Origin of the sequence: Xenococcus sp. PCC 7305 (assembly GCF_000332055.1) — a bacterium.
Classification (GTDB): Bacteria; Cyanobacteriota; Cyanobacteriia; order Cyanobacteriales; family Xenococcaceae; genus Xenococcus.
The window spans coordinates 74,040-93,471 of sequence record NZ_ALVZ01000227.1 but is presented as its reverse complement, the minus strand read 5'-3'; the positions used below and the strand labels follow the sequence as shown (position 1 = coordinate 93,471).

Below are 19,432 nucleotides of genomic sequence, written 5' to 3'. Positions count from 1 at the left end.
GTCACAACATCTAGATTATTCATTACAATAATTTGTACTATTAAACTACATTTGGTTTGAAACTAAGAGTTTTAACATAACCTACCGAGAGACTGGGGAATTAAAAACTTACCCAATTCCCTATTCGCTGTTCCCTATTTCCTTTTAAATATAATGTTTGACCGAATTTTTCGCTTTATAAGTTCAATTAAATTAGCAGTTCCCCTACTCAGTATCATTATCGGTATTTTGATTTGGGCAACCTTTTATGAGTCTGAGGTGGGCACAACTACTGTCCAGCAGGAAATATATAAAAGTCCTTGGTTTGGCGCACTGATGTTTATGCTCGCGCTAAATATTGGCTTGTCGGCATTGTCTCGCTATCCTTGGCGAGGCCCTCGAAAGATTGGTTTTGCCATAACTCATTTTGGTTTAATTGTCCTGATAGCAGGCTCTGCTGCGGTGATCCATCTAGGAGTAGAAGGCATGCTACTAGTCAGAACTGATGCGGGTTATAACGATCGCGTGCGAATCGAGGGAGATGTCTTAGAAGTGCTCAATCCTGATGGAGAAATCGAAAGGGGCAATATTTTTATTAAAGACGATGGTTCGGTTAATCCTCGATTTGTTGCAGGTTTAGAATTAGAAGGTTACAGCGACAGTACGGTAAAAACTGTTAATTTTATTGAGGGTGCGGCCGTTGCCAATCCTGCTGTTACTTTGGCTTTACATAGCGATCGCATGGGTCAAACAGTTAACCGCTCTTTAGCTGTTGCACCTAATGGTTACAATACTGTCAAAATAGGCCCTGCGGAATTAGACATTATTAAAGCCGAGAGTAAATCTCAGTTAGAAAAACTTTTAGCTCCTCCTGTCCCCAGAGAACATCCTTGGGGAGAAGTGATTGTTACATCGGAGATAGCTTCAGGATCTTTTGACCTTAAAGAAAATCAAGACAATGCCGTAGAAATTGCTGATTTAAAGGTAAAAGTCCTAGATTTTTTCCCTGATTTTCGCCTTGATGCCAACAATCGCCCAATTTCTGCCTCGGATAAATTCAATAATCCTGCGATTCTATTAGCAGTTACCACCGAAGACAGTTTAGAAAGATGGTTTGTCTTTGGCAATCCCGATTTTTCACCGATTCATGCTTCTATTTCAGGAGCAGCAATTCCCAATTTAGAGATTGCTTATCAAGTAGCACCACCTCAAGTCACAGATTACTTCAAAGTCATTGTCGGTCAAGATGATCAACTTTTTTATGCAGCCAAATCCTCTAAGGGTTTCGCCTCTGGGGAATATGCAGTGGGAGAATCAGTAACCCCTGGTTGGGCAGATTTTCAAATTACCTTAGCTGAATATATTCCCAATGCCAAAATCGAACGGGAAATAGTTCCCACGCAAAATCCCAATATCCAAGGAGCTGCGGCTTTGTTAGTCAAAACTCCTGCCGGGACAGAAGCCTGGTTACCTTGGGCAGAACCAACTGCGATCGCAGAACCAGAAGGAGAAATTTATGCTGCCTTTAGTCCCAATTTTTTTGAACTGCCCTTTGCGGTTAAACTAGAAGACTTTATCGTCGATCGCAATGAAGGTTCCCAATCAGTGGCTATGTGGACCAGTAAAATCGCGATCGCAGATCAGCAAGAAAATCTTGTTGAAGAAAGGGATGTTTGGATGAATCATCCGACTTGGTACAAGGGCTGGAAAATTGCCCAAGCTTCTTGGAATCCTGGTGATCTAAGACAATCCACTTTGCAGGTAAAACGGGAACCTACTTGGGTAACAGCATTAACCTGGCTCGGTTCGGGATTAGTCGTCTCGGGGATTGCCATTATGTTCTATGCTCCAGCTTTAAGTAAAAAGTTTAAGAAATTAGGAACTACTGAAGGTTAATTGTCTTCAACTATTTACAAGACAAAGATTCGTGAATCTTTCAGTAAGACTTTCTCCATGACGCAATAGAATTTGATCGAAACCTTAGTGTCATGGAGATGTTAAGACAACTATGATTCCTGAAGGATTGCCACCCTTGTCAGAAGACGCGATCGCTCTTTTGAAGCAACAGAAAATTACAGAAACAGAACCAGGGAGTATCCTGCGGGATTTTCAGACCTTGCTCGATTTTATTGGTCAGAAAGGAATTCCAGTTAGTGGTAAACATAATTTGCTGCCAATGAAGACCCTAGCTGAGCTTAATCAAAGTCTCAGCGAACCAATTACAACTAATCTTAAGCGTCCGCAACAAAAATCCTATCCCCCAATTAATGGTCTTTATCTTCTCCTAAGAGCTTCTGGCTTAGGACAAATTGAACATCGTGGGAAAAAAGCTTTTTTAAAAATTAACTCCGAATTGCTATCTTGCTGGAAAAATTTTAACCCCACAGAACGCTACTGCAATCTTCTCGAATCTTGGTTGATTCGGGCTAATGATGAGATGTTGGGAGAAGGACATAATAACTTCAATGAAGGAGCCAAATGTCTGCAATATTGGAATTTCAGCACTGAAAAAGAGCAAAGAATCCCTGACTATGCTGAACAAAAATGGTTAAACCATTTGCCGGGAACCCATAATTTGGCATTAATGAAACTATTTGGATTCGTGCAAATAGAATATGGCAAACCTCAAGCAGGCAAAGGTTATCGAATTAAAAAAATCAAGAAGCTGCCCTTAGGAGATGCTGTAACCCAAATATTTGCTCATGCTTTTTTTGGAGAAAAAATGATCTGGGAATCTCCGGAAAATTCCCTAATGTCCTTTGGAGAATTACAACCGATCTTACAACCATATTTTCCCGAATGGCAAAACATTCTCACCCTATCTCAAGCAGAGAAAATCCCTGGTATTTATACATTTAAGGTTTCTCTCGGAAAAATCTGGCGGCGAGTTGCCATTTCTAGTCAAATGACATTAGAAACTCTTAGTCGATTGATATTAGAATCGGTTGATTTTGATTCTGACCATCTAGATATGTTTCGTTACAAAAATCAGCTTGGTTGCACTGTCGATATAAGTCATCCCTATGCTAGTGGTTCTCCTTCTACGGATGAAGTTTGTATCGCTGATTTATTTTTAAAAGAAGGTGAAATCATGACCTATATCTTTGACTTTGGAGATTGGTGGGAATTTGAGATCCAATTAGAGAAAATCACCGTAAATGATTCGGGAACTGACTATGGCGCAATCATTGAAAGCAGAGGAAAAGCTCCAGCTCAATATCCCGATTGGGAGGAAGAAAATTGGCAAGAAGCAGATAATTATGAGTAACTTAATCATCTGTATTAACTAAAATTCTAAAACCACATCATGTACTATCAAGCATTAGCAACCGATTATGATGGCACGATCGCGACAGAAGGCAAAGTTGAAAAATCCACCTATTTAGCATTAAAAAGCTGGCAAGAGACAGGTCGCAAACTGATTATGGTGACGGGAAGACGACTAGATAACCTCTACGATATTTTCCCAGAAGTCTCAACCTTTGACTGTATCGTAGCTGAAAATGGAGCTTTAATTTCTTTTCCTACCGAAAATAAAACAACTTTACTTGGTGAAACCCCTCCTAATTCTCTCATTGAAGCCCTCCAACAACGACAGGTTGAGCCATTATTTATCGGACAATCTATTTTTTCTACTTGGGTTCACAACAGACAAACCACAGCGGAAGTTATCGCAGAATTAGGTTTATCATGGCAAGTTAACTTAAATAAACACACAGTGATGTTATTGCCAGAAAGTGTAGACAAATATTCAGGATTACAAACTGCCCTCAGCCAAATGGATTTAACTCCAGAGCAAGTTGTAGGAGTCGGAGATGGCGAAAATGATCTTCCGCTGTTGAAACTATCTGGATTGTCCGTATCAGTTGCCAATGCTTTGCCAGTGCTCCAAGATTGTAGCGATTGGATAATGACCAAAAATAGCGGAGATGGCGTTGCGGAATTAATCGATAAACTCCTTCACAATAACTAATCTTCTATGGGATTAAGCATCAGTTCCACGAAAATCGGAGAAAAGTGATAGGCTGAAGCCGAATTAATCCCAAGTCGAAAGGATAAGAGAAATGCAACTGGTAGATCGAATTCGTTTAGGTTTAGCCGTAGGTGTCGCAAAAACCGTTACAGGAATGGTCAAAATGCTACGCTTGGGTGCGGCTTCTGTGTTGCCTGGGGAAATTTCTCGTCGCTTACATCCTCGTCTACTTCCTCTGATGTTTGAGCAGGTTAAGCAAGGGGTAATTCTCATTGTGGGCACCAATGGTAAAACCACAACCTCTTTGCTTTTGAGAACTATTTTAGAAGACCAAGGCTATCGAGTTACCCATAATTCTAGTGGTGCAAATTTAATTAATGGTTTGATTACTGCTTTGCTGGTTGATACTGATCTTACAGGGAACTTGAATGTTGATTATGCCATTCTTGAAGTTGATGAAAATATTTTGCCTTTGGTATTGAAAGACTGCCAGCCGAAATATATTTTGGGTTTGAATTTATTTCGCGATCAGTTAGATAGATACGGGGAAGTTGATACGATCGCTCAAAGATGGCAAAAAGCGATCGCACCTTTACCTACGGACACAACAATTGTCTTGAATGCTGATGATCCGACTTTAAATTATCTGGGACAAAATTTAACGCAAAAAGTTTTATTTTTTGGCTTAAGCGAACCAAATTTATACTTAGAAGAAATTCCCCATGCAGTTGATTCTATTTATTGCCCTAGCTGCGGCACTTTATTGAACTACCAAGGAGTTTATTTATCTCATTTGGGCGATTATGAATGTCCTAGTTGTGGTTTTGCCAAAAATGCAACGGCTATTGATAGCAAGGACTGGGGCCAGATTCTGATCGGAGTTTACAATAAATATAATACGATCGCCGCGGGATTGTTAGCTCAAGAATTTGGGATTGCTAAGCCAGATATTTTTCAAACTATTAGTAACTTTAAAGCTGCTTTTGGCAGAGCAGAAGAGTTAACTATTGATGATAAACAGGTGCGTATTTTATTATCCAAAAATCCTGTGGGGATGAATGAAACTATTCGAGCCGTGAATGATATTAATAAGACCAAAGAAGCGGCGGTAACTTTGTTGGTGCTCAACGATCGCATTCCTGATGGCACTGATGTTTCCTGGATTTGGGATGTGGATACCGAGCAGTTGGTAGCGACTGGTGGCAAGTTGATTGTTAGTGGCGATCGCTTTTTTGATATGGCATTACGTTTACAATATAGTTGCGAGCAGATTGGGGCTGAGAATACAAATTTTGAGTTGATTATTCAGGAAGATTTGGGAGCTGCGATCGCGACTTCTTTGGAGTTAACCAAGAAGGAAGAAACCTTGCATATTCTGCCAACTTATTCGGCAATGTTGGAAGTGAGAGAAGCTTTAGTCGGCAGAAAAATATTATAGACACGACAGGTAGTTTTCTTTCGTGCCATTCAGATAGTTTACTTAGGGTTTGCTGAAAAAGTATTAACCTATTTTAATAGATATTAAAATCTAAGCCTTAATTGTCTTTGTTGAACTTGGACAATCGAAACAGACTGCCAGAAAAACAAGCTATTTATCAAAAGACAAGAAAATAGCCGAAAAAGCTGCCTAAGCAACTGTTCAAGGTTCATGACTAGAAAAGTAATCGCTATGCTACTTTCAGACGTATCAGAAAGCTTTGTCATAATCCGACCGAGACCAAAGCGTCTCTTGGCTTGGCCAAATTTGCCCTCGATGGCATTGCGATATTTTTCATCTTCACGCTGCTGTTGGATCAGCTCTGGTGAACGATTTGTCGGTCGACGACCCAGAGGTGGCCCACTCAGCCTAATTCCTCGTTTTTTGCACCAAGCTCGATTGGATCTAGTGCGATAAATCTGGTCGACATGAAGTGATTCGGGATAGCAACCGAATCTTTGATAATACTTCTGTACTTGTGATTCAAGGTCTAGTGATTCATTAAAATTGTCCCAACTGAGATGATCGAGAAAACAATAGCCATCACTGTAGCTCACAGAAATTTTGGCGCCAAACTCCACTGGAGTTCCGGCTTTTCCTCGGACAATCGGACGCAGATGAGGTTGAGTTAAACTTACTATGCGATCATCAATCCGGTTGGTTTTATTCTCATACATCCATTGTTGCTGTCGAAATAATTCATTGATGACTAACAACAAACGATAATTCTGCGGATTTAATTCTGATAAGCTGGCTCCTGCGGCGACTAGTGCATCTAGATGAGCTAGATTTCTTTTGAGATAAGATAGTTGCTTGCGAATTGCTTGACGAAGTTTTTTTCTCTTGGGTCGGCGTTGTTTAGCTAGTTCTAAATAGTCTTTTCTTGCAATTCTTCTATATGTCCTGGGTTTCTTATCTAGCTTCTGTTTCACTTGTTCATACAATCTATCTATGAGCTTTTCTGTTTGCTCTCTAGCTTGATTCAAGAGTTTCAAGTCTGTGGGATAGTTGATATCTGCTGGCGCACAACTGTCGTCTAAAATTAATTTCCCTTGATTTTGCGGCGACTGTGATTCTCTTGGCGTATTTTCTTCTGTTTTCTGTTGTTCTGGTTTTTTCTTCTGCTGTTTCGGCATTAGATTCAGGACAATTCTGTCGTTGATTCTTCCGACTAATTCCTGATTCAATCGTTTCCGAAAATAGACGAACATCGATGCTTCAAATGGTGCTTGGCTGATAAATCCTGGTAACCCCAGAAAATACTGTAGATAAGGACTCTCTTTAATTCGTTCTACGGTTTCTCGATCGCTTGTCCCGAGATACTCTTTGATGATTAATGCTCCCAACGCCATGCGAAAGGGCTTTGCTGGAGCCCCCATTTTCTTACTAAACTGACTGGCATATTCTGTTTCCAATTCTGACCAGGGGATTAGTTCTGCTAGTTTAACCCATCTATTATTTTCATCTAGCTGAGTTGTCGTCTGTAGATTAAAGTTGCTTACTTTACTCTTAGCTACACTATTAATTCGGTACATTGTCCAAGTATAAAGTGCAAGGGTTTTGAGGTATTTTAGCGATTTTTCTCACACTTTACTAATCTTTTAGTCTCTGAAAACCTTATCTGCTAATGGTTTTTTCTTTCTCAGCAAACCCTACTTAAGGTAGATTTTCCGATTAGGTTATTTCATCAACAAGGGTATAGCTTTAGGCATATAACAACTGATTCTTAATTTCATTAGCCTTTAATGAACTTACTAAAACACCAATGCGTCGAGCAACTTCATAGGCATTTTTCTGAGGAACAATAATAATCCCAGGATGTTGTTTATTTTGCTCCATATATTTGAGATGTAATCGTTCGAAGTCGACTCGATTATGAGTTAAGAGGCATCTACCCAAAGAAGTTGCGAATTCTAGTTGCTCATTGTCGGTCTTACCAAGAGTTGCTTGTTCGGGAACAGTTGTCACATCTAAACCACGAGCTCTTAAAAGTGTAGCGACCAAAGCCGACATATCTTCATCGGTGTAAAGTGTTGCCAGCATGATTATGATTCATCTAAAGCTGCTTTTACAGAAATATGAACTAATTCATCAGGTACTTGATTTCGCTCAATATATTCATTGATTTCTATTTGATGATCGAGATAGAAACTTAAAGCATCAAAAACTTGAGCTAGGGTTAAATGAGGCAAATGGTTCAGAATTTCTTCTGGCATAATGCCTAATCGCCACAAACCGACAATAGCCCGTACAGATGTCCGAGTACCGATAATAATCGGCTCTCCACTCAAAATTTCAGGATTTCGAGTCACATAACGAGATACAGCTGTGGCAGACATAGAAATAATGGAATTGATTTTGTCTCTAGTTTACCAATAGATTTCGCCGAAATTATATTTACAGCTTACTTGAACATGGCTCGAAGATTATTAAAATGCGATCGCGGCAAAGCCTGAAACTTCTTCCTCAAGCTTCTTAAAGTACAATCAGATCAGAATCGAAAAACTATCGACGAGTTTAGAAGTTACTAAAAATGTCTGAATTTGAACAAATATATCAGGATATTGACACGTTACCAGAGGAAGCCAAAATCATACTCCTCGATTTTATTCAGCTACTGAAAAAATGTTACTCAAAATCAGAGACAGAAAGTAATCAGGAGGGAAAAAGTACCTATGAAAAATTTGAGGAAATTGGTTTGATTGGCTTTTGTTCTGTGGAAGAAGATTTATCGACTAATTACAAAGAGGTTCTTGCTGATACATTAGCATCCAAATATGATAATAGTTGATACAGGATTTTGGCTAGCTCTTTTCGATCAGAAAGATACTTATCATCAACGAACAAAACAGGCTTTGAAATAATACAATGAACCTTTAATTACAACCTGGTGTGTTGTGACGGAAACTTGCTATCTTTTGCTGAAAAGGAAAGTAGTAGCAGTCCAAACTTTATTTATAAATAGTATTAACTAGGGATTGTTTTCTGTCTTCAATTTAGAAGTTTATCATACTTCTCGGATTAGCCAATTAATGGAAAAATATGCAGATCTTCCAATGGATTTGGCTGATGCTTCCTTGGTTATTTTGGCAGAACACTTAGGCCATGGACGGATTTTTTCAGTAGATCAGCGCGACTTTAATACCTATCGCTGGAAACAAAATCATCCTTTCGAAAATCTTCTCATAGCTCTTTAATGACTAAATAATGCAGGAAGTTTATTGCTAAAGTGGCAAATTAGTTAGCGATCGCACTGCTTCAAAAGTCGGATCTCGCAACACGATCCAACTCCCTTGCGGCGCATCATAACCATACTCTTGAGCAATCTTCTGAAACTCTGCTGACTCTATCACCCTAAGCAATCTCGTTCCTGCATCCGAGAAAGATAAAAATTGATTGCTACTAACCATCGTGTGAGACAGAGCCACTAACGTAAATTGAGGATTAGCTTTAATGATATTTTTCCCCAAAGAATAATAAGTTAAAGCCCAAGGAGAGCCACCTTCTTCTAGTTGCACTTTTAGCTTAGAAGAAGTTGATTCGGCAAAACCCGAACGCAATCGCAACTCCTGCATTTTCTTACTTAAGGCTTGGGAAATTTGGGTTGGCAAAGGTTGAAATTGATTAATTTGTTTGCTCACTTCCAAACTAGGAGTATCAGCAATGCCCTGAAGCGCCATGTTGTACCAAATAGTCCCAATCAAAGTTTCCGCCATCACTCCACCATTAGATTTACGCGCATCTGCCATGATGACTCCAGGAGGAGAAGCATAACGAGTAATGCCAATCTCATTCCAAGTGGCATCGCCCTCTAAAAGATCAGCAAACTTGACTGCATCTAATTCAGAGGAAAAACCAAAGCTTTTGAGTGAATTATCAGTAAGAGCAGAGAGAAAGCCACTTTTACTCATTTTGTTCGCAGCTTTCTTGTTTACTACTAAAACCAAAGGATCTAGTAAAGTAGCTTCATTTTCTAATACTTTCTTGCCATTAGCTTCAATAATTTCTTTTCCCGCCTCTGCGATCGCCGAATCTCCTGTCCAAACATAATCGAGAGTATCCAAAGACTGACTAGTCGCCTGATTAAAAACTTGTAACTGAGAAACCGAACCCTTCTTGGTGGTGCTAGCATCGCTTACTTGCAACTCGGCACTAGACAACAATTTTTGCACCTTATTATTGCGCACAAGTAAATCATATCGTTCCCCACCGACATAGCCATAAACAAGATCCGGAGCTTTCAAGCTTTCCTGAATTTGAGGTACACCAAAAATGATTAAGGTTAATGTCGCGATCGCAATTAAAACATAGGCAATGATATTAGAAAAATTCTGAATCCGATCGCCCACACCGCTCGTCAGAATCAAAAAAGCGATTCCCATCAAAATCCCCAAGACAACGCTAATGGCCCAACCTGCTCCGACAACAGCAAATGCGAGACACAGCAACAACATTAATAAACCAGCAATTATTTTAGAAAACCTACGAGAATTCATAAATCAGTCACCTATTACCCATTACCCATTCCATTACCCATTACCCCTAAATCTGCGCCTCACGAAATGCTTTCAAAAGTTCCTCCAAAGTCTCATTAGCATCTTCAGAAATAATCGGACGGGCATTAAGCAGTTCCGCCAGATTAATCAACGCTTTGCGATCGACTTCTCCCGCGCCAACAATCGTAAACTCAGCATTTTTATCCTCCAGTTGCTGGAAAATATTTAATAAATCAGCATCGACAGGGTCGGAAAATTGACCATCAGTAAACAGAAAAATTTCCGTTTTATACTCAGGCGCAATAGTTAAAGCCGTTTGAAAACCAATTTTTAGCCCCTTAGCAACCGGAGTTCCGCCTCTTGGTTGGACATCTTTTTGTAGCGATCGCAGAATAGCCACCCGATCTATCTCAGCTCCTGCGGTAGATCCTGGAGGGATTTGATAAGCATTTTTGCCCTGATAAATAATCAGGCTAAAGCGATCATTAGGAGAATAGAGATAATTATTCTTAGCTCGCTCGACATTGAGCAACTCTTGGAACGCTTCTTGTAACTCTCGATAACCTGTTCCCTGCATCGAACCCGAAGCATCAACGATTCCCACAATCCAACGTTTTTGACGAATATTCGGATGGAAACTATTGAGTAAATTGCGATGGATCTCGGCAACGGGCGTAAATTCTTGAGTGATTCCTTCTGGCAAAGGAGGATTGAGTTGTTTTAATTCTTTGAGTAGATTTTGGCTAGCGGTGTCCAATTTGCCAAAGACTTGTTCCATTAATTGCTGTTTCAATTGTTCATTGCTTGTGGTGACAAACCATGTGGGAGTAACTGCGATCGCAGGAGAAACGTCAATTAGCGCAACTTTTTGCGGAAGCTGTAATTTATCTCCCTGGTAATAAACTGCTTTGCCATCTGCTGTGTAGAGAAAACGATATAAAGCAGCGAGAGTATCGTCGGGCCATTCTTGAGCAAGTTTCTGAGCAAGATAGGAAGTACTTTCACTCGATATTGCCAAGTTTTTATAAATTGGTTGAAGTGAAGCTAAAGATTCAGGAGTTATTTGTTCAGGAGTTAAATTGGGACTAATTTCTCCACGAACCAGCCAAAGTAAAGTATTGTAGCCACTATTAGAATGGGTTGGAGTTGTAGTCGCTAAGCGAATTTTCCCAGCTTTCAAAGCCGCAACAACTTCTTCTCGACTAATAACTCTGTTCAGCCAGCCCAATTCTCTAGCCTTGGCAACAGGTAAAGCAAACTGAATTCTCGTTGAATAAACTGCATCGGAAGTGTTAATCCAACTAGCATCAGGACATTTAATATTAGGCCACATTTCATCCGCAATCATCATCGCCGAAAGTTGGCCTGAACAAGCGAGCTCTGTGAGCCTTACTGAGCCTTTTGTTTGGACTTCTACTGGTCGTCCTGTAGCTTTTTTGATTAAAGATACGATTTTGTCTTCAAAAATCAAATTTTCTGAAGAAATCCCAATCTGAATTGATTGAGTATTATTATTAGGGACATTAGTAATAGTAGAGTTACTACAAGCATGAATTCCTAAAGCGATCGCTAAACCAATGATAAAATTCAAAATCGCTGATCTCGGCCTATTTATCAACATAGCTACGCAGAGTTAAAAGTCGGTCTAATTCTAACCAAGGTCATTTTAAAACGCCCACAAATCAAAAGCAGCTCAACAAAAGTTTTACTTATTACTTATTACTCATTACTTATTACTTCAGATACTGTTCAGGTATTGTGGTACCTTTTGCCCAAGATGAGTTAAAAAATTGTTGGAAAAAAGTTCACAATCATATAGATAAGGAAATAAGTTTATGGCTTTCCCAGAATTTAAGCGTCCCAATATTATTATCCTCATTAGTGATCAGCAACGAGCAATCCAGCATTTCCCAGAAGAATGGGTCAAGAATAATCTCCCCAATCTCAATCGACTCAAGCAGACAGGCATCACCTTTAGGAATGCGCAAACCAGTACTTGTGCCTGTTCCCCATCTCGCGCAACTCTCTGGACAGGAATGTATCCTTCAACAAATGGAGTATACAAAGTCCCAGGAACGCTTAAGCCCAACCCTCGCAATAAAACTAATATTGTGGGCAATGTCTTAAAAAAGGCAGGTTATCGGGTTATCTACAAGGGTAAATGGGATCTATCAGACTCAACCTTTGATCAACCATCAAAGGAGACACCGCGCCTCAAAACCTTGACCTCTGAACAACAGCAAACTCTCCAAGCAGAGGATGCTGCGATGCTGACAAATTGGCAACTTGACGGTTGGCTCGCGCCAGATTCGGGAACCAGTATTACTGACCGGGAACATGGTTTGAACACTTTGGGTGGAAGTTCTGCCAATAACGATGGACGCTATGTCAATGGGCCAAGTTTATTGTCGAGTCAGCAAACCGCGATCGAATTTTTGTCTCAAAATCAAAATCCCGAGCAACCTTTTTGCTTGATAGTTTCGTTGGTGGGGCCTCATGATGTTTGGGTTTATCCCGAAGTTTTTAACCAAGGACTGACAACCTTTCCCAGTGCCTTCCAAAATTATCAAGGATTTACCTTACCTCAAAGCTACTACCAAGATGATTTGACGACCAAACCCTGGGCGCAAAGTAATTTCTTAAATAGAGAAGGCGGTAAACTAAGCGAAGAAGATGCTCTCAACTATGTCAAGTTCTATGCCTATTTACATACTTTGACCGACAGCCATTTTGGTCATGTACTAGATGCTACCAGTGACTCTCTTTGGGACAATACCATCTTGGTTCGTCTTGCCGATCACGGTGAGATGGGCATGGCTCACAACGGTCTTACAGAAAAGCAAAATACAGTATATAGAGAGGCTATAAATGTACCTCTAATCTTTAGTAATCCTAAATGGATTAAACAAGGGATTGAACTCGATTCTTTAGTGAGTTCAGTAGATCTGTTACCGACATTAGCTGCGATCGCTGGCCTAACGAAGGAACAACAGCAAGAATTTGAGTTTCAAGGCATTGATTTTTCTCAAACTTTACTCGATCCTTCTCATCCGACCCAAGATGCTTTGCTATTTAGCTATGACGATGGAGTTAATGACACTAGTGTGGCACCTCCTGGAGACAAGAATGCCATTCGATGTCTGCGAACAGCAGAATGGAAATATGCGGTTTACTATGCTTCACCGGGAAATGATGGACAGATTGTAACCTCTAATGGTTTTCAATATGAACTGTATAATCTCCAAAATGACCCTCTAGAATTAACCAATTTGCTGCCCGTAGGGGGCATTGCTTCAGAAGAGGCCAAAACAGAACAAAAAAAACTCCATCAGCTATTGACCTATAAAATGAAAGAGACCAAAACTATGCCACAAAATTGGCCAACAACTGTATAGCCCTTCTTATGTGATCAAATGGTCAATATTAAATGCTTAAGCGTCCCATATATTTAGATTGTCATGCTACGACTCCTGTCGATAAAAGGGTCTTAGATGCCATGCTGCCGTATTTTTGCGATCGCTTTGGCAATGCTTCTAGTACAACTCACCTTTATGGTTGGGAAGCAGAAAGCGCAGTTGACCAGGCCAGAAAAACTATTGCCGAAGCGATTAATGCCACCCCAGAAGAAATAATTTTTACTAGTGGTGCCACAGAGGCCAATAATTTAGCAATTAAAGGTATCGCCGAATCTTATTTTACCCAGGGCAAACATATTATTACTGTCGCAACGGAGCATCGTGCAGTTCTCGATCCCTGTAAATATTTACAAACTCTTGGTTTTGAGGTCACTTATTTGCCAGTGCAACCTGACGGCCTAATTGATTTATCTCAACTTCGTGGGGCAATACGCCCTGAAACAATTTTAGTCTCGGTGATGGCCGCTAATAATGAAATAGGAGTGATTCAGCCTCTAGAGGAGATTGGTCAGATTTGTCGTGAACATAATGTTTTGTTTCATTCTGATGCGGCTCAGGCGATCGCAAAGATGCCTCTTGATGTGGAGCAAATGAACCTAGATCTGATGTCTTTGACTGCTCATAAACTTTACGGTCCCAAAGGGATTGGAGCCTTATATCTGCGACGTCGTCAGCGGCGAGTAACTATTGCCCCACAAATGCAAGGAGGTGGCCAAGAAAGAAATATTCGCTCAGGAACTTTATACACTCCTCAAATAGTTGGTTTTGGCAAGGCGATCGAATTAGGGCTCGATCTAATGGCTTCGGAGCAACAATATTTGCTACAGTTGCGGGAAAAACTTTGGTCGCTCATCAATCAGTTATCAGGCATTTATCTTAATGGGCACCCAACCCAAAAACTAGCAGGAAACCTGAATCTTAGTGTTGCAGGTATAGATGGGACAGCTTTGCTCTTGGCGCTACAACCAATTGTTGCTCTATCTTCGGGCTCGGCTTGCTCTACTACGAGTACTAAACCATCTCATGTTTTAACAGCTTTGGGGAGAGAGGCCAAACTAGCTCAGGCTTCAATCCGTTTTGGCATAGGAAGATTTAACACCATCAAGGAGATCGAAACCGTAGGAGAAGCCGTAGTTGCCAACATTAGATCTTTGCGTCAAGCTCAAGTGAGATAACAAAAACAACAGTCTTCTCGGTGAATAAAGCTCCATGGAAAATTCAGCAAACGCAAATTTTCTTGTCAAAAGTTATGCGTCGAGGTTATATTCAGGTTAAAATTCTGGTGGGTAGCATCACTACAAATTCGTAGTCTAAAATCATATAGCTACAACTAAAGCATGCAGCTACTGGCAGCTCTTGTTTTTGTGTTCGACAGATAAAAAGCTAATCTTCCGCTACTCGTTGTAGAGTGGTAACCCGAGGTCTTATTCTAAATTAAGTTCCAACGATCGCTTTCACTGTGATTAGGTTGATCAGCCTGTGAAACGAAGTTAGAAAACCCCAGATTCTCCCAAGCCAGAAAGAATCTTTAACCTCGATTTAGATAGTTTCCAAAGAGTGCTAAATCTAAATATATATGAAATTAAAATATCCAGTCTGCTTATTTTTTTTACAAGTGAAGAATCTCATCGAACATCTCGGTGTTAGCAAAATCAATTAATCGAGAATTTGAGGAAAATTAATGCCAAAACAAATCATAATTGCAGAACAGCATCACATAGCTGCTGTTTTTTGGGAAGAACAGATACAGGAATTAGTTGTCGCCACAGGAACTCAACAAGTTAGTGATATTTTTCTCGGGCTGGTCGAAAATGTCATTCCGGGTATTGATGCGGCGTTTGTCAATATTGGTGATGCAGAGCGTAATGGTTTTATTCACGTTACAGATTTGGGCCCATTGCGTCTGAAAAAAAATGCCGCGACCATTACTGAACTTCTAGCGCCTGACCAGAAAGCTTTAGTTCAAGTAATGAAAGAGCCGACGGGGAATAAAGGGCCTCGTTTAACGGGGAATATCACTTTGCCGGGACGCTATTTGGTATTAATGCCCCATGGTAAAGGGGTGAAGCTATCACGACGTGTTCGAGACGAAAATGAGCGGAGTCGGCTACGAGCTTTAGCGATTCTAGTTAAGCCAGCAGGTATGGGGTTACTAGTTCGGACTGAAGCTGAAGGAAAAGCTGAAGAAGCGATCATGGAAGACCTGGAATTGTTGCAAAAACAATGGGAATCCATTCAAGAGCAAGCCGCTTATAGCGCACCTCCTGCATTGCTGAATCGCGATGATGATTTTATTCAAAGAGTCTTGAGAGATATGTATTCTGCCGATGTTAATACCATCGTGACAGATTCTCAAGCGGGCATGAAACGAGTTAAACAGCATCTCAGCAATTGGAGTGGTGGTCGTTCTCCCCAAGGTGTTTTTGTCGATTATCATCGCGAACCACAGCCCATTCTTGAATATTTTCGAGTAAATGCGGCAATTCGTGAGGCTTTAAAACCCAGGGTAGAATTACCTTCTGGTGGTTATATTATTATTGAACCTACCGAAGCTTTGACCGTAATTGATGTCAACTCAGGTTCTTTTACCCGTTCGGCAACGGCAAGGGAAACCGTACTATGGACGAATCGGGAAGCAGCCACAGAAATTGCTCGTCAATTGCGCTTGCGGAATATTGGTGGGGTAATTGTGGTTGATTTCATTGATATGGATACCAACCCAGATCGGCTGAAATTATTAGAACATTTTAATAATGCACTGCGGGGAGATAAAGCTCGTCCTCAAATTGCCCAACTTTCTGAACTTGGTTTGGTTGAACTTACTCGTAAGCGTCAAGGAAAAAATGTTTACGAATTATTTGGTCAAACTTGCCCAACCTGTGGTGGCTTAGGTAATCTCGTTCATCTTCCAGGAAAATCGCAAGGGGAGTCTCTGGAAAATCCGACCATTGTCCCTGCTGCGATCGCATCTCCCGCTGTCACCGAGCGCTTTGAACGCGAACGCAGAATTATCAATACTCCTGCCGAAACAGATTATGAGCGCAATCCCTATCAATTGGATCTAGCTAATCATCCCAATTATCAAGAGCAAGGTGGTGCTGCCCCCAATAGTCGTCGCCGTCGTCGCCGTCGCAATGAGATTTCCCTCAAAGAGGATGTTAACGAAACAGAAGTTACAGTTATTCCCTCTCGCGATCGCGATCCCGAACGTACCAGCGATCGCTTTCCTGAAGAACGGAAAACTAGAATTCCTTCGCGGGCAGCTCGTCGAGAAGAAGTGCCTCAGGAAAAAGTTGTAGTAGAAATGACTGAATTTGAACAGGAAATCTATGCTCTGATGGGGGTATCTCCTTTGGTGCGCTTGGATAAAGAATTTAAGTCTCCCAAGTCAGTTTTGGTTTATGTGACTAAACCAGGAGAAACCCTAGAATTAGAAACCGAGACTGAGACAGCAGCAGAAACTGTTGAGCCAGAAGTTAGCGAGTCCAAAGAGCCTATTATTAAACCATCTGCCAAGATTATCACTCAATCTTCTATTCTCGACACTCTCGAAGCAATCACAGAAGAACCAGATATAGAGCCAGAGACCATTATAGAAACAACAGTCACTGACTCGGTTTCTGAAACAGTAGAACCCACTAAGGAAACAGCAGAAGAGAACCAGGAAGAAACTAAAGAAGCAACAATTGAGGAAACGGCCAATCCCCGTCGTCGTCGTCGTCGTCGCTCTTCAGCACAAAAAGAGGTTAGTGTTTAATAGGGCTTCACCCTTGAAGGCAGAAGGCAGAGGGCAGATGGCAGATGAGACTTATTTTAAACTCTCTGAATATGGGCAAGATGCTTTAGTGGCTGGGGTAGATGAGGTGGGACGAGGGGCTTTGTTTGGCCCCGTGGTTGCTGCTGCGGTGGTTTTGCCCTTATCCCAGTTACCAAAATTGCAGGAAATTGGGGTGCGAGATAGTAAACAACTATCACCCCAGAAAAGACAAAAATTAATAGAACCCATAAAAGCGATCGCCTCTGGAAGTCATGTTAGTTACAGCACAGTGGAAGAGATTGACAAAATCAATATCTTGCAAGCTTCTCTCCTGGCAATGAAACGTGCAGTCTTAGCACTTAATCCTGTTCCTGATATTTGTTTAGTCGATGGCAAATTTTCGATCCCCGATTTAGCGCTGCCCCAAAAAACCATCATCCAGGGCGATCGCCAATCACTAGTTATTGGTGCCGCTAGTATTCTGGCGAAAGTATGGCGAGATAATTTAATTATCGATTTAGCCTCGCAATATCCAGAATATGATCTAGCTGCCAACAAAGGTTATCCCACCAAAAAACATCGTCTTGCCATACAAAAATATGGAGTTGTGATCCATCATCGTAAGTCCTTCTCTCTTAAGTCGAAATAACCTTCTTAACAAGTGAGACTTCTGCCATCTGCCATCTGCCATCTGCCTTCATTTTAATTTGAAATTTCCGCCTCAAAAGCAATTCCCTCTTCAATAAAGTTAGTCAAGTTATTCCGAATATCATCAGCTTCAGCTCCGGCAGCATAAACATAGGTCCCAGGAACATCCGAATTCTGAAAACGGAAGAAGGGGGTTTCCTCTCCTGCACCAGCACCATAAACGTAAAACGAAATTCCTTGATCCGTAAACTTATCAGCAAATTCAGGATCTGTGATGATGCTATTGCGCTCATCTTCTCCCACATATAAAAAAGTACCAGGCAGATCATTATTTTGCAGACGGAATAAAGCTATCAGATCATCATCAGGTTCTAGAGCAGCATTGAAAGCAATTCCCTCATCCACAAAGTTGCCAACAAAGTTTTGATTAATATTTTCCTGTTCCCCTGCGTTTAAATACAAAAAGGTGCCTGGTACTTGAGTATTCTGAAACCGAGAGATCGGACTAAGTAATTCAATAGTTTTATTTGCCAATTCCTCAGCAATGACTAAATCAGTATCCAGATTGAGAACCTCAGGGGCATTATTAGGTTCTCTAGTTTGGCGATACCAAGCGATAGTAAAGTCATCTCGACCAGCAGAAAGGACATCAGTTAAGCCGTCACCATCAACATCTGCGGCAAAGACCCCGTATGCTCCATCGGCAAAATCATCAATAATTTGTTGGCTAAAATTGCCATTGCCATCATGTTGATACCAAGAAACCGTATCATCATCGACACTGGCGGATAAAACATCAAGAGTGCCATCGTCATCTAAATCCACGACATATACTGATCGCGCGTCTAGTGCTTCGTTATCAATAACTTGTTTCGTAAAATTGGCATTGCCATCATTCTGGTACCAGGCAATTGTATGGTCAAGCTGACTGGCGGTGACGACATCAACAAAGCCATCACGATTTAAATCGGTTGCGAAGACAAAGTAAGCCCCCATTGAATTGTTATCAATGATTTGCTTAGTAAAGTTTTGGCTACCATCATTGGCATACCAGGAAATAATATTTTCCTCATTGCCCGCAGCAAATACGTCAAGATCGCCGTCGCCATCAATATCTGCGAAATCGGCATATTTGGCTCGACCGAGACTATCATCAATCACCCGCAGAGCAAAGTTTTCGCCACCATCATTTTCGTACCAGGTGACTGTTCCTGCATCCTGGTTGGTCGTCAGTAGATCAATGTCACCATCGAGGTCGATATCTCCTGGAACAATCGAATGAGCTCCATCCGCATTGAGATCAACATCACGCCTCAGGAAATTTCCCGCGCCGTCATTTTCATACCAGACAGTCGCATCTGCTTCATAACCTGTTGCCAGGATATCAATATTCCCATCCTGATTGATATCTCCGATATTTATAGGATAAGCCCCCTGTAGATTACTACCGTCGAGGCTCCCGCTAAAATCTCCGTCCACTGCTAGTTTGCTAAAATTCTGACTGCCATCATTGGCATACCAGGCAACATAATCAAGTATGAAATTCGTTGAAGCTAAGTCAATATCATTATCACCATCAAAATCTGCTGCGACAACAGCATGGGTATTATCCATTGAGGTGTCGACAATTTGCTTAGAAAATGTAATGTCCATTATTTATCTTTAGGGTGCTCAATTACTTCTGGT

The 19,432-nt window shown here is 41.0% G+C and carries 15 protein-coding genes and 1 pseudogene; 10 read left to right on the top strand and 6 right to left on the bottom strand.

Annotated features, from left to right (window positions below; genetic code table 11):
- Nucleotides 1-153 precede the first annotated feature (153 nt).
- The 4 genes from XEN7305_RS23150 to XEN7305_RS23135 all read left to right on the top strand — a co-directional run bounded on the left by XEN7305_RS23150 (nt 154) and on the right by XEN7305_RS23135 (nt 5,390).
- Nucleotides 154-1,875: a cytochrome c biogenesis protein ResB gene (locus XEN7305_RS23150; protein WP_006511965.1), complete on the top strand. Its 1,722-nt coding sequence runs from the start codon at nt 154-156 to the stop codon at nt 1,873-1,875.
- A gap of 112 nt (nt 1,876-1,987) precedes the next feature.
- Nucleotides 1,988-3,247: a plasmid pRiA4b ORF-3 family protein gene (locus XEN7305_RS23145; RefSeq protein ID WP_006511964.1), complete on the top strand. Its 1,260-nt coding sequence runs from the start codon at nt 1,988-1,990 to the stop codon at nt 3,245-3,247.
- Between the two features lie 39 nt (nt 3,248-3,286).
- Nucleotides 3,287-3,952 (top strand): HAD family hydrolase, encoded by a 666-nt coding sequence (locus XEN7305_RS23140; RefSeq protein WP_006511963.1) that lies wholly within the window; start codon nt 3,287-3,289, stop codon nt 3,950-3,952.
- A gap of 91 nt (nt 3,953-4,043) precedes the next feature.
- Nucleotides 4,044-5,390, top strand: a complete 1,347-nt coding sequence (locus XEN7305_RS23135; RefSeq protein ID WP_006511962.1) for a Mur ligase family protein — start codon at nt 4,044-4,046, stop codon at nt 5,388-5,390.
- A gap of 83 nt (nt 5,391-5,473) precedes the next feature.
- Here the strand turns inward: XEN7305_RS23135 and XEN7305_RS23130 are convergent, their stop codons facing one another.
- The 3 genes from XEN7305_RS23130 to XEN7305_RS23120 form a co-directional block, all read right to left on the bottom strand.
- Nucleotides 5,474-6,964, bottom strand: a complete 1,491-nt coding sequence (locus XEN7305_RS23130) for an IS5 family transposase (protein ID WP_006511961.1) — start codon at nt 6,962-6,964, stop codon at nt 5,474-5,476.
- Nucleotides 6,965-7,133: 169 nt separating this feature from the next.
- A complete protein-coding gene (locus XEN7305_RS23125; RefSeq protein WP_006511960.1) occupies nt 7,134-7,472 on the bottom strand; it encodes a DUF5615 family PIN-like protein in 339 nt (112 codons plus the stop codon).
- 2 nt (nt 7,473-7,474) lie between these two features.
- A complete protein-coding gene (locus XEN7305_RS23120) occupies nt 7,475-7,768 on the bottom strand; it encodes a DUF433 domain-containing protein (RefSeq protein ID WP_006511959.1) in 294 nt (97 codons plus the stop codon).
- A gap of 194 nt (nt 7,769-7,962) precedes the next feature.
- Between XEN7305_RS23120 and XEN7305_RS23115 the strand changes: the two genes are divergently transcribed.
- Both XEN7305_RS23115 and XEN7305_RS30430 read left to right on the top strand, forming a co-directional pair.
- On the top strand, nt 7,963-8,220 hold the full coding sequence (locus XEN7305_RS23115) for a hypothetical protein (RefSeq protein WP_006511958.1): 258 nt from the start codon (nt 7,963-7,965) through the stop codon (nt 8,218-8,220).
- Nucleotides 8,207-8,626: pseudogene (locus tag XEN7305_RS30430) on the top strand (type II toxin-antitoxin system VapC family toxin). The gene XEN7305_RS23115 and the pseudogene XEN7305_RS30430 overlap by 14 nt, the downstream one beginning before the upstream one ends.
- Nucleotides 8,627-8,653: 27 nt before the next feature.
- On the opposite strand, the gene XEN7305_RS23105 reads toward XEN7305_RS30430, so the two are convergent.
- Nucleotides 8,654-9,925 carry a hypothetical protein gene (locus XEN7305_RS23105; RefSeq protein WP_006511956.1) on the bottom strand — a complete coding sequence of 424 codons (1,272 nt, stop codon included), beginning with the start codon at nt 9,923-9,925 and terminating at the stop codon, nt 8,654-8,656.
- Nucleotides 9,926-9,971: 46 nt separating this feature from the next.
- A complete protein-coding gene (locus XEN7305_RS23100) occupies nt 9,972-11,516 on the bottom strand; it encodes a VWA domain-containing protein (RefSeq protein ID WP_202951320.1) in 1,545 nt (514 codons plus the stop codon).
- A gap of 244 nt (nt 11,517-11,760) precedes the next feature.
- On the opposite strand from XEN7305_RS23100, the gene XEN7305_RS23095 reads away from it, so the two are divergent.
- From XEN7305_RS23095 to XEN7305_RS23080, 4 genes are all read left to right on the top strand, one after another.
- Nucleotides 11,761-13,320 carry a sulfatase-like hydrolase/transferase gene (locus XEN7305_RS23095; RefSeq protein WP_006511954.1) on the top strand — a complete coding sequence of 520 codons (1,560 nt, stop codon included), beginning with the start codon at nt 11,761-11,763 and terminating at the stop codon, nt 13,318-13,320.
- Between the two features lie 32 nt (nt 13,321-13,352).
- Nucleotides 13,353-14,516 carry a cysteine desulfurase family protein gene (locus tag XEN7305_RS23090; RefSeq protein WP_006511953.1) on the top strand — a complete coding sequence of 388 codons (1,164 nt, stop codon included), beginning with the start codon at nt 13,353-13,355 and terminating at the stop codon, nt 14,514-14,516.
- 506 nt (nt 14,517-15,022) lie between these two features.
- Nucleotides 15,023-17,098, top strand: coding sequence for an Rne/Rng family ribonuclease (locus XEN7305_RS23085; protein ID WP_006511952.1), 2,076 nt, complete (start codon nt 15,023-15,025; stop codon nt 17,096-17,098).
- Between the two features lie 37 nt (nt 17,099-17,135).
- The gene (locus XEN7305_RS23080) at nt 17,136-17,747 is read left to right on the top strand and encodes a ribonuclease HII (RefSeq protein ID WP_006511951.1); all 612 of its coding nucleotides are present in this window, start codon (nt 17,136-17,138) and stop codon (nt 17,745-17,747) included.
- Nucleotides 17,748-17,800: 53 nt separating this feature from the next.
- Here XEN7305_RS23080 and XEN7305_RS23075 read toward each other — a convergent pair whose 3' ends face one another.
- A complete protein-coding gene (locus tag XEN7305_RS23075; RefSeq protein WP_006511950.1) occupies nt 17,801-19,399 on the bottom strand; it encodes a VCBS repeat-containing protein in 1,599 nt (532 codons plus the stop codon).
- Between the last annotated feature and the right edge of the window lie 33 nt (nt 19,400-19,432).

Bases quoted from the DNA above. Each gene is read 5' to 3' on its own strand.
- XEN7305_RS23150 (WP_006511965.1), top strand. From the start codon at position 154: ATGTTTGACCGAATTTTTCGCTTTATAAGTTCAATTAAATTAGCAGTT.
- XEN7305_RS23145 (WP_006511964.1), top strand. From the start codon at position 1,988: ATGATTCCTGAAGGATTGCCACCCTTGTCAGAAGACGCGATCGCTCTT.
- XEN7305_RS23140 (WP_006511963.1), top strand. From the start codon at position 3,287: ATGTACTATCAAGCATTAGCAACCGATTATGATGGCACGATCGCGACA.
- XEN7305_RS23135 (WP_006511962.1), top strand. From the start codon at position 4,044: ATGCAACTGGTAGATCGAATTCGTTTAGGTTTAGCCGTAGGTGTCGCA.
- XEN7305_RS23130 (WP_006511961.1), bottom strand. From the start codon at position 6,964: ATGTACCGAATTAATAGTGTAGCTAAGAGTAAAGTAAGCAACTTTAAT.
- XEN7305_RS23125 (WP_006511960.1), bottom strand. From the start codon at position 7,472: ATGCTGGCAACACTTTACACCGATGAAGATATGTCGGCTTTGGTCGCT.
- XEN7305_RS23120 (WP_006511959.1), bottom strand. From the start codon at position 7,768: ATGTCTGCCACAGCTGTATCTCGTTATGTGACTCGAAATCCTGAAATT.
- XEN7305_RS23115 (WP_006511958.1), top strand. From the start codon at position 7,963: ATGTCTGAATTTGAACAAATATATCAGGATATTGACACGTTACCAGAG.
- XEN7305_RS23105 (WP_006511956.1), bottom strand. From the start codon at position 9,925: ATGAATTCTCGTAGGTTTTCTAAAATAATTGCTGGTTTATTAATGTTG.
- XEN7305_RS23095 (WP_006511954.1), top strand. From the start codon at position 11,761: ATGGCTTTCCCAGAATTTAAGCGTCCCAATATTATTATCCTCATTAGT.
- XEN7305_RS23090 (WP_006511953.1), top strand. From the start codon at position 13,353: ATGCTTAAGCGTCCCATATATTTAGATTGTCATGCTACGACTCCTGTC.
- XEN7305_RS23085 (WP_006511952.1), top strand. From the start codon at position 15,023: ATGCCAAAACAAATCATAATTGCAGAACAGCATCACATAGCTGCTGTT.
- XEN7305_RS23080 (WP_006511951.1), top strand. From the start codon at position 17,136: ATGGCAGATGAGACTTATTTTAAACTCTCTGAATATGGGCAAGATGCT.
- XEN7305_RS23075 (WP_006511950.1), bottom strand. From the start codon at position 19,399: ATGGACATTACATTTTCTAAGCAAATTGTCGACACCTCAATGGATAAT.